12 protein-coding genes are annotated in these 10467 nt (G+C 60.0%); 7 read left to right on the forward strand and 5 right to left on the reverse strand.

Annotation, left to right across the window (positions count from 1 at the left end; all coding sequences use genetic code 11):
• The 3 genes from JHD07_RS01925 to JHD07_RS01935 all read left to right on the forward strand — a co-directional run.
• The coding region (locus JHD07_RS01925) for a hypothetical protein (RefSeq protein ID WP_291618396.1) at window positions 1-347 on the forward strand (347 nt) is incomplete at its 5' end.
• On the forward strand, window positions 347-697 hold the full coding sequence (locus JHD07_RS01930; RefSeq protein WP_291618398.1) for a hypothetical protein: 351 nt from the start codon (window positions 347-349) through the stop codon (window positions 695-697). The genes JHD07_RS01925 and JHD07_RS01930, both read left to right, overlap by 1 nt.
• Window positions 694-1971: a DUF4417 domain-containing protein gene (locus JHD07_RS01935; protein ID WP_291618400.1), complete on the forward strand. Its 1278-nt coding sequence runs from the start codon at window positions 694-696 to the stop codon at window positions 1969-1971. The genes JHD07_RS01930 and JHD07_RS01935 overlap by 4 nt, the downstream gene beginning before the upstream one ends.
• 101 nt (window positions 1972-2072) lie before the next feature.
• Here JHD07_RS01935 and JHD07_RS01940 read toward each other — a convergent pair whose 3' ends face one another.
• Window positions 2073-2669, reverse strand: a complete 597-nt coding sequence (locus JHD07_RS01940; RefSeq protein WP_291618402.1) for a hypothetical protein — start codon at window positions 2667-2669, stop codon at window positions 2073-2075.
• A 159-nt stretch (window positions 2670-2828) separates the two neighbouring features.
• Between JHD07_RS01940 and JHD07_RS01945 the strand changes: the two genes are divergently transcribed.
• From JHD07_RS01945 to JHD07_RS01960, 4 genes are all read left to right on the forward strand, one after another.
• Entirely contained in the window at window positions 2829-3356 is a 528-nt protein-coding gene (locus JHD07_RS01945) for an AAA family ATPase (protein WP_291618404.1), read from the forward strand.
• A gap of 54 nt (window positions 3357-3410) precedes the next feature.
• Entirely contained in the window at window positions 3411-4328 is a 918-nt protein-coding gene (locus JHD07_RS01950) for an AAA family ATPase (protein ID WP_291618405.1), read from the forward strand.
• Window positions 4300-4788: a hypothetical protein gene (locus JHD07_RS01955; protein WP_291618407.1), complete on the forward strand. Its 489-nt coding sequence runs from the start codon at window positions 4300-4302 to the stop codon at window positions 4786-4788. Before JHD07_RS01950 ends, JHD07_RS01955 begins: the two co-directional genes overlap by 29 nt.
• Window positions 4789-4978: 190 nt before the next feature.
• Entirely contained in the window at window positions 4979-6670 is a 1692-nt protein-coding gene (locus JHD07_RS01960; protein WP_291618409.1) for an ATP-dependent helicase, read from the forward strand.
• Window positions 6671-6766: 96 nt separating this feature from the next.
• Here JHD07_RS01960 and JHD07_RS01965 read toward each other — a convergent pair whose 3' ends face one another.
• The 4 genes from JHD07_RS01965 to JHD07_RS01980 form a co-directional block, all read right to left on the reverse strand.
• A complete protein-coding gene (locus tag JHD07_RS01965) occupies window positions 6767-7294 on the reverse strand; it encodes a hypothetical protein (protein WP_291618411.1) in 528 nt (175 codons plus the stop codon).
• 405 nt (window positions 7295-7699) lie between these two features.
• The gene (locus tag JHD07_RS01970; protein WP_291618414.1) at window positions 7700-8590 is read right to left on the reverse strand and encodes a hypothetical protein; all 891 of its coding nucleotides are present in this window, start codon (window positions 8588-8590) and stop codon (window positions 7700-7702) included.
• Window positions 8591-8608: 18 nt separating this feature from the next.
• On the reverse strand, window positions 8609-9781 hold the full coding sequence (locus tag JHD07_RS01975) for a hypothetical protein (RefSeq protein ID WP_291618415.1): 1173 nt from the start codon (window positions 9779-9781) through the stop codon (window positions 8609-8611).
• 441 nt (window positions 9782-10222) lie between these two features.
• On the reverse strand, window positions 10223-10467 hold a 245-nt coding region (locus tag JHD07_RS01980), incomplete at its 5' end, for a hypothetical protein (RefSeq protein ID WP_291618417.1).

Consider the following 10467-nt stretch of genomic DNA (forward strand, 5'->3'; position numbering starts at 1 on the left):
CGGGGCTTTACCCGGTTATCGCCAATGCCTCGCCGTCGGTGAGCGAAGAGCTCGAATTTTTCCTGCGGCATCGCAAGGACGCGATGTGGGTTTGTCGCCTGACGCCGACGGGCGAGGTGCGTGATCCCAAGATTCTGGGTGAGCTCGATGAGGCGCATCGCTCGACCTTGGACCTCGTCGTGCGCCTCGGTACCGCAAGCGCACCGAGCCTTGCGGCGCAGAGCCAGGAGAGCTTGACGCCAACGGCCTGGAACAACCGTCTTTCGAGTCTGGCCGCGCGCGGTCTTCTGATCGAGCGCCGGTCGGGGAAAACCAAAACCTTTGCACCTGTCTTGGAGGTCGTGTGATGGGAATTGAATTCATCCGCAACGCCAGCGGCAAGCCCTACACCAAACGTTGGGCGAGGGGTATCGACCGCATCAAGGCACCGACCTTGATGGATGTGAGCATCTCCGAGGAGAGCCGGACGCTCACCGCGAAGCTGACCGCGAAGGGAGCGGCATGTCAGGGCGCCACGGTGCTGGTCCAGTCGAAGGGTCCGGATCTGGTCGTGTTCGACGGCCTTCGTCAGGTCGCCAGTATCGCCAACGCGCCGCCCTCCGTACGAGCCGCTGTTGATGCGCGACAGGGCATGGCCCCGGCCGTCGTCGAGCGCGTCGGGATCCTCGGAGCGACTGCGGAGATCAAGCTCAAATGACCCGCCGCGCCCCGCAGGAGCCCACACGCGACTTCAAACCGTCCCATCGGCTTCGCGACGACGCCGCGCTGTATGCGACGTCGCTCGGCTGCGGTGGCTGCCCGGACTTCAAGACCTGCGGAGGTCTGCACACCGATGCTGGCGTGTTCGACTGCAACGATTTCTGCTCGTGCGAGGATCGCAGCGTCTGCGACACCGTCTGCCGCAACAAGCCCGACCAGTTCTTTGAACGCTACCTGGAGACCGACGGCTTCGAGCTGGACTCGACGCCCCGAGTTGAGGCACTTGCGACGCCCGAACTGCCGTCCGTGATTCCGCTCATCGGACATAAATACAGCCGCAAGGCGGTGCTGAACGAACCGGTTGTCGCCGTTCCCTTGTATGAGCTGTTCCACATGCGAAGCGGCCAGCCGCATGTTCGTACCCGTGCCGAGCTCGCCGCGCGCTTCCTCATCCCGGAAAACGCAACGGTCATCGCCTCCGGCGTCGACCGGGACATCAAGCTCGAGGCCTGGTGGGCGTTTGCCGACCGCGCGCGGATCATGTCGACGCTGCGCGATCTCGGGATTGCGCTGGTGACCGCGCCGAATTTCAGCATGTTCCTGAATGTGCCGCGGCCTGACAATCTGCACAGCATGAAGCGCATCGCGCTGGGCTGGGCCGAGATGATGATGGCCGGTATTCCGGCGGCACTTCACCTCAACGCGCGGACCGATCAGGACTATGTCCGTTGGATGCGCTTCGTGCGGGAACGTCCGGAAGTCGAGATCGTCGCCTTCGAATTTCGGACCGGCGCCGGCGCGCCGTCCCGGATCGACTGGCACGTCGATCGTCTCTGCCGGGTTGCCGACGCGGCGGGACGTCCGCTCACGCTCGTGGTGCGCGGGGGCGCCCAGGTTCTCCACCGCCTCAACCGCCACTTTGGCCAGGTCATCCTGATCGAGACGGATGCCTTCGCCCGCACCCTCAAGCGCCGCCGGGCGGAGTTCACCGAGGCCGGCCGTCTGCGTTGGCCACGGATCTCTACCCCGAAGGGGGCGCCGCTCGACGAGCTGCTTGCCCACAACATCGTCACGAAGCGCACGGCGCTGCAGCTCTCCGACTTCGCGCCGGTGACACGGTCAGAGCGATCGGCCCGGAACACTCGCCGGTCGGCACAGCACGCTGACGGTCAGGCCGGGCAGGGCAGCTTTCTGGCGCAGTTGGACGCGACCTTGGAGGCTCGGGCTGTGTCCACGGATCTCGAGCGCGTGATCGTCGCTGCGGAAACGTAGATCGCCATCATGGTTGGCCAGCGCGCGAAACATCTGACCCATGCCGAAGCCGCAGCCGCTGTCGCGGCCGAATCGGGACTCGCCGTCGGCCACCGCGACCTTCAACGCCATGCCGGCGTCCTCGGTGCCGGCATAGTCCGCATGCGCGAGCGCAGGCTCGCCAGCACGCCGATCCCGTTATCGCTGACAACGACTTCGAACGTGCCCGGAAGCGCGGCGAAGGCAACAAGGCCGGTGCGCGCCGTCTCGCTGTGACGGAAGACATTGTCCTGGAGTTCGCCGAGCGCGCCGACAATCTCGGCCGCGATCCGCGCGGGGAAGCCGGCGGCGAGGGCAGCCTGATCGGCCCGGCTCGCCCAAAGCTGCCAAAGGTCCGATCGCTCGCCATCCGCGCCGAGCCGCTGGAGCGGGAAGACGCCGGCCTGTGCGTTCTTCTCCGTGCCGGTCACCGTGTCACGGTCGAGCGCGGCTTCAATTGTCGCGACGAATGGCGCTTCGAGCGCAACGGACGCAAAGGCTGCGGGATATCGCCGTCGCGCGCGTACGAGTTCGACCAGGGGGCCGATCTGTCCCGATCGCTGCACGCGAATGGGCCCGAGACCGGGCAAGCCGCCGCTCTCAGCTGCAAAAAGCAGTTCGTCGGCGGCATCGAAGTCGCCGATGACCGTCTCCCCCGGTGTCTCCCCTTCCGGCTCCATGGCCCCCGATCTTGCCCGCCAGCGCCGGCAGGGCGTCATCCTGATGAAGCACGCGGTCCAGAACCACCTTGATAGCAGATGAAGGCTGAGTTCGCCTCCTGATTGCGCGCTTTTGGCAAGAATGGATCGCCGGGCCGCACCGAAATTTGTGGATTTCTTATGTATCTCGAACGACTTCTTCTGACGAATTTCCGGTGCTTTGGACCACAGACGACGACCATCGACATGGCGCGGGGCCTCACCGCCTTCGTGGGCGTCAATGGCTCAGGCAAGACTGCGGTGATGCAGGCGATGCTGAGGCTGTTTGGTGTCACACCCGAGCATCGACGGTTGCGCCGGCAGGATTTCCATGTGCCCAGTGCTGAAGCCGGTGCCCCGCTCGAACGAGAGTTCGTGGTCGAGGCCATTCTGGCTTTTCCGGAGCTTGATGGCGCAGACGGCCACGCCGCCGTGCCCGAGTTCTTTCATCAAATGGCCTGCGAGGAAGATGGGCGGTTGAAATGCCGACTGCGGCTCGAAGGACGCTGGACCGACGACGGTTCGCTCGAAGGCGTGATTGAACAGAAGTATCAGGCCATCCGTGCGCTCGGCATTTTCGCGGATGGCGATCGCTCGGATCTGCGTCCGACTGACCGCGCCCGCATTCAGATGATCTACGTGCCCGCGAGCCGGGACGGCTCTTCTTAGGTTAGCGCTTTCCTGCGTGGTCGCCTGTGGCGCGCGATCACCTGGTCTCAGGATATGAAGGACGTCTTCCTTGACGCCGGCGGTCGCCTCAATGGTGCCTTTGGCAATGAGGCAGCCGTTGATCTCGTTTCCGAGGCGGTGGAACGGCGCTGGCAGCAGGTGCACAGCGCAGGCACTGACACAAAGCCGGTGTTCCGGCCTGTTGATCTGCGTTTCCAAGAGTTCATCCGCAAGGTTGAGGTGGTGTTTCATCCCGACGAGGAAGGGCGCGACCGCGGGCTGGAGGATCTGAGCGACGGCCAGCGGTCGCTCTTCCATCTCGCGATGACCGCCGCGACCCTCGATGTCGAAGGCCGGATCGCCGACGGCACGGCCGGCGCCGCATTCCGGGCCGGCAGCATTCCGTTGCCCGCCCTGACCGTCATCGCGGTCGAAGAGCCCGAGAACAATCTCGCGCCCTTTTATCTGTCGCGCATTGTCCGCCAGATCGAGGAATTGACCGCCACGGGACGGGCGCAGGCCTTCGTCTCAAGCCATTCGGCGAGCATCCTCGCCCGCGTTGATCCCGGCCATGTCCGGCACTTCCGGCTGGAGCCGGCCGATCGGACCGCCCGCGTCAGGGGCATTCGGCTTCCCGAGAATGACGAAGACGCCGCCAAGTTTGTGCGGGAAGCCGTTCGCACGTACCCCGAGCTCTATTTCGCACGGTTCGTCATTCTCGGTGAGGGCGCGTCGGAGGAGGTGGTCTTGCCGCGCCTCGCGGAGGCACTAGACCTTCCGATCGATCGGTCGTTCGTCGCGATGGTGCCGCTGGGCGGCCGCCACGTTAAATCATCTCTGGCGATTGCTGAGCGACCTCGCGATACCCTACGCCACGCTCCTCGATCTCGATTGGGGACGCGACGGCGGTGGTTGGGGCCGGATCAAGACGACCTGCGAGCAGTTGCTGGCGATTGGGCGGACCTCAACTGAGGTCTTCGGAGCCGAGCTCGGCGTTGCCGAGATTGCGGTGCGGCTTGCCGAACTCGCAGCGCGCGATCCGCGCGACACCGCGGGTTTGATGCAATCCATTAATGCGCTCCGGCCTTTCGGCGTCTTCTTCTCTGCGCCGCTCGATCTCGATTATTCGCTGCTTACGGCGTTTTTTGCGGCCTACCAGCAGCTGGAGCCCGGCATGCGCGGACCACGCGCCGGGGAGCCGCGGCCGGCTGTACTCGGCGATGAAGGTCTGCCGGCGCTTTACGATGCGCAATATGATGCGTTGCTGCTTTGGTATCGATATCTCTTTCTGGGTCGTGGCAAGCCCAGCACCCATGTGCGCGTTCTGGCCCGGCTCGATATGCAGACCCTGAAAGCTGGCATTCCGGAAGAGCTGAGGGCGCTTCTCAATCATGTCATCGCCGCGATCGGCGTCGTGCCGGTGAGGTGGTAATGCCCCTTGTTGCACCAAATGCGTGGCGGCCGCGTGGCATCGCCGATCTCGAGCCCAACGCGTGGCATGTTCTCCGCCGTCACGGAAACACCTGCGTGGTCGCAGGGCCAGGCGCCGGCAAGACCGAGTTTCTGGCGCAGGCGCCGCCTACCTTCTGGAGACTGGCGCGTGTCCGGCACCGCACCGCGTTTTGGCAATCTCCTTCAAGACAGACGCCGCCGAGAACCTCGCAACCCGTGTGCGCGAGCGTTGCGACCGCGCGCAAGCCGATCGGTTTGTGTCGATGACTTTCGACGCGTTCACCAAAAGCCTCGTTGACCGCTTCTTACTGGCCCTTCCGGTCGACTGGCGCCCAAGCTACCCTTATGAAATCGCTTTTTCCAATCGTCGACGGGTCGAAGATTTCCTGACACGCGCGCGGCTTGCCGCGCCTCAGCAGCGGCAGGCGGCTATTGCTGGCTTCGGCGCAGCCGATTTCGAATCCAAGATTGTCGGCGCCTTTCGCCTGCCGCTTCAGGCAATGGCGCCGGCGACGGCGATTGAGTTTGTGATCGAGCGCTGGTGGAGCGAACTGCTGCGTCGGCCCGGTCGGTCTCTCCTGACATTCATCATGCTAAATCGCATGGCGGAACTGCTATTGCGCGCCCGGCCGCAAATCGCGCGCGCCTTGCACGCGACCTATCCGTTCGTGTTTGTCGATGAGTTCCAGGACACGACCCACGCGCAGTATGATTTTCTAGTTTCCGCGTTTGGTGATCCGCGGATTACCATAACGGCGGTTGGCGACGACAAGCAGCGCATCATGGTCTGGGCGGGCGCGCGCACCGATGCGTTCGATCGCTTCGAAGCGGAACTGGCTGCCGAGCGGGTACCGCTCGTGTTCAATTTCCGATCGTCGCCAGACCTTGTCCGAATTCAGCACGTCGTAGCTCAGGCGCTGGACGCCGGCGCGATCCCAACCATCGCGCAATCTGGCCGACAGGTGAATGGTGACGTCGCTCAAGTCTGGACATGTCCCACCGTGGCCGGCGAGGCGCAGCATCTGGCGCGGTGGTTGGCACAAGACATGGCTTCTCGCGGAACGCGCCCTCGCGACTACGCCATCCTTGTGCGACAGACCGCGGATCGGTTCGAGCACCAGCTCGCGCCCGCAGTGGCGGCATTCAATCTTCATCTTCGCAACGAAAGCCGCGCGCTCGGCAGGACCACGTTGCAGGATCTGCTTGTCGACGTCTATGCCGGAATAGCGCAAGCCGTACTGCGTCTTGGCGCTGTTCGTAGCGTGCCGGCGTCGTGGCAATTGGCGTTGGACGCTGTGCTTCGGCTGCGCGACGTCGATCACGACGACGAACTGGCTTGTCTGCGCGCGGAAGAGGGCTTGAGCGCGTTTCTGCACGGCTTGCGCACGACTATGGCGGCAGCACCGCCCTCAACGGCGGCGGCGGAGGCGCTTGCTGATCAGGTGCTTGCCTTCCTCGATCCGCGCGCCCTGGCTCAGTCCTTTTCGAAATATGCGACAGGCGAAGCGCTCGACATTGCGCTCGAAGCCTTTCGATTGCATCTTGCTACTTGTGCAGACGGCAGTCCTGATTGGGTGACTTGCCTCGATCGCTTTGCCGGCGTCGATCAGGTGCCGTTAATGACCGTGCACAAGAGCAAGGGCCTCGAGTACGACACCATCATCTTCGTCGGTCTCGACGATGCAATGTGGTGGAGTCACAGCGCCGGCAATTCAGAAGGGATCGCTACCTTCTTTGTCGCGCTGTCTCGCGCCAAGCAGCGCGCAATTTTCACTTTCTGCCGCGAGCGCGGCCAACGCGCTCGCGTCGCCGATCTCTATGCCTTGCTCACCGCGGCTGGCGTTCCGGAGGTGGCATGCTGACTCCAGGGAACAACGCGCTCGCGCTTCGCATTGCCGAGGTTCTGAAGAACCGATGCACCCACGAAACGCTGACCGGTGCGGCTGAGGACGCGGGGTTCATCCTTGGCGCGGAAGGTTCCAAGCGCGACCGATTTGCGTCAAGGCAAATCGAGACTGATCGAAACTCCCTCCTCGCTGGACAAGCTCGTTGTGTGCTCTAAGAAAAGCTACGTGCAATTGCGCAACAATGAGATTTTCGTCGTTGCGTGGATCACCAATGAGTGCAGCCCTATCGAGGGCGGGATCGTGGCTGCGACCCCGCCTAGGAAGGTCGTTGAACTCATCCCTTCCAAGGGGACGATTGCCGGTTGCTGAAACACGGCCAAGCGCTAGAAGATCCGAATTGAGAGGGTTACGGGGAACGTCGTCACCATAGATGGAATCGAGATTGAGCGTTCCATCTCGCAGATTTTCCAACGCATGAAGGGGATTTGACAGTGGGCTCAGCGTGGAACTGAGTTCAGGTGTTCCTTCAGTGACCGATTCGAATGAAATATCATGATCAATGAATTGTCCAAGATAGGTGTAGGCGGCGGGAACCGAGCTGTCACCGGAGAATGAAACATCGTTCGGCTTCTCCAGCATTTCCGCCCCGAGCCAATGTCACGATCATCGGGCAGCCGGCTGCTAGGATCCGAGGCGAGTGCGGGAAAAATATAGCCATAGCTCTGAAGGCTTCGCGAAAGCCCAAGAGGTAGAGCCAATCCGCGCGGAATGGATTTGCCGTGCATCAGCCGAAACATGAGGTGGCTCGAGGCTACTGTGCTAAAGAATGTAGTTCTGTTCCTGGTATCGGAGATGGAGAATGGATGTCCGCCGATGAACGAGAAACAGACGCCGACATTCCATAACCTTCAAGCACGAACTTCAGTCGGCTTGGTGCCTCTACTTACGGCCGCATGGTTGCAATATTCCTCACACGGTGATCACTGCAGCCTCAATGTACCCTCAGTACTTCCCAGCCTAGGCGGTCAACTCTGCAGTTCTTCTCTAATTGTAGCTTCCTGCAATACATCGTTCCACAAAGCGGTAAGCCTCTTCACCTTTTAACTGTATCTTCATGTCAATTGGGTGGCTCAAGGCGACAATGCGCCCCGCTGGGGTCAACATGTCCGGAGTAATTTCGTCAAGCGACTTTCCTCGCGCCATTAGTGATCTAATCTGGTCAACGGGTTCGAGCGGGATACAATCCGCAATGCTAACTGGCGTTCCGATTGGTGGGAAGTCGGTCACGTGGCCGTAAACGAGGGTTCCGTGAATCGCGCGGAAGGCTCCCACTGGAGTTTCAATCACTGCGTAAGGATTGAAGTAAAGGCGAGCAGGGAATCCATCCTTACCCAACGATTGTGCGATCCCAAATGACGGTTTGAAAAGATCGGGGTACTCATCCTTCAAAGTCGCGCCTAGAATGATTCGTATATCCCCAAGCTTCGTGTTGATTCGAGCGTCGAGGTTCAAGATTTGCAACCAAACCGTCTCCTTTCCCACCTCAAAGAATTCTTCGGGACGATCTCTGAAATCGGCCTCATAGATGGCACCCGGTAGATCAACTCCGCTGGGTACCTCGATCAGGGCCTTATGCTGATAGTCGCGACCGCGATAGATAAACGGATCACTCCAGCTTACTGTCTGACCAGCGAGTGGCGATACAATAGAGACTAGCGTGTCCTTGGGCGGCGTTTTTAGTTCAATGACAATTCTGAAGTGACTCATGTAGCCGCCCAAGGCTGAGCGGGGAAATGGCTTGGCCGGCACTTTTTTCGACAAATCTTCCACTCTGTCCTGAATCTGGAGGAGAGTTCTGCTCGTATCAGTGCCTTCCGATGTCTTAACATCGAATTTGCTATCGTCATCTACGCTTATCTTGATCATGACAGACATTCAAAGCCTCCATATTCTCTAGTTCTTCGGACACTGCGATGGCATGCCATCCAGCCCGAAGATGAGTCGATCATTGCTACTTGGGAGCGTGCCGAACACCTGCTTGAATGCTGCCTCACGGTCTGTTCCAAACAGACGCAATCGTTGGCCTATGTCATGCGGGATGAAGTTCAATGACTTGAGGTAATCAGACAAGGCAAGAGCGTCAGTATCAGTCATGTCGCGGTAGAACTGCCAGAGCATCACATGAGCAAGCGGTTGTGGCCGTCCATATTGGTCAAGCACCGTGCCAACGCCTTCGCGTATTGCTCGAGCGATCTGAGGTGGTGTAACTGGCTCAAGATCGCCTCCCTGGCCAAAGCGGGTGAGGTTCCCTCCATAGAGGACCGCATACCCTGGATACGGGAACGCTGACCAGCCTTTCTCATTCTGTCGCAACGGGAGATCCGGACCCAGCCGAAAAACACCGACAAATGGATCGATGGGATCGCCCCCGATAAAGGGTTGAAGAGTGCCGGACGTATCGTGATAGGAATGGCACTCTTTGCATCCCACTAGCGCATTCATGAGGTACTCAGCGCGAGCTGGATTCCGTCCTTGTGGTGCCTGAGGGATCGACGGTTTCGGATTCGCGGGCTGTGTCGGGAAGGGAAGATTTCGCGGTTGGATGGCGTTGCTTATCGGGCGCAGGGATTTGAGGTAGGCTGCCAGTGATTGAAGATCATCCTGCGCAAGATTTTCGTAGAAGGTATGAGGCGCGAATCTGAACAAGGAAGACCCATCCGGACGTATGCCAAGTTTGATTGCATCGATTATTTGAGCTTCGGACCAATTACCAATACCAGTCGTCATGTCGGGTGTGATATTGCTCGACTGGACGAGGCCGCTCGACGTTGCACTGAATCGCAGAATGAATGGCACGCCTCCTGCCATTGTTTTAGCAGGATCAAGATGTGCGAACCAATCAGGATTGGAGCGTACAGTCGTTTCGCGGGCTTGCTCCTCGGGCGTGCACGCTTGCGACAATTCCTTCACGGCCGGAGGAGTGTGGCATGCAGCACAAGCGCCAATCGTTGCCAAATACTCGCCCCGCTGTGACGCTGGGCCCTGAGCGTTGACGTTTCCTGATGAAAGAGCTGTGATCAGAATGAAGGCAAGCCGTGTTTTCCGGCTATTGAGGATCAGATACATCGTTTTGCTCTGGCAACTAGGCATCGCCGGTTTCAGTTTCTGCAATTGGCAACGTGATCATATTTGTCCTTTCCCATAGCAGGACAATTAGGAATGCATCACGGCATAGTCTCTAGCCGGCACGCCGAACGTAGTGTTTGGCTGATCTGGCACCTCCGGCATTTCGTTCCTTGTTTGACGGCTCACGAAGCTTCAGCGGTGGGCATCATGCCCCGACCGATTTATTGCGTTGAATACCCCCACGGGCACACACTTGATGTGTGGAGCAACGGGCGCCACGCAATCTCATAACGGAGTCAGATAATCGGTGTGAACATGCAATGTGCCTTTCAAAAGATCATGCGCTGAAATAGGTCTGCCTAATGCCAATCCGTGTTGCTCAAGATTCACGGGGACTGTGACCGCTCAAATCGCATCCAATGTGCTAGGTGCTTTCACGTTTCATTGGTATTTGCGGTCTTCGAACGGTCTGAGGGCCTCCGCCAGTGTTGCCGGGGGCTCGGTGGGCAGGAGACCATTACCTGTCGTTCGCATGCACGCAATTTCCTGAAATCCCTGTGCGCAGCTAATAGTCCCGGTCTGCTGTGATTTGGTGAAACTAAAGTCCAGACCAATTCGATGCTGCCGCAGATAGGCGAGCCTCATCTGCACATCGATCTCATCGAACGCGTTCAGTTCTTCAAAAT

Source organism: Bradyrhizobium sp., from assembly GCF_016462955.1.
Lineage (GTDB): Bacteria > Pseudomonadota > Alphaproteobacteria > Rhizobiales > Xanthobacteraceae > Bradyrhizobium.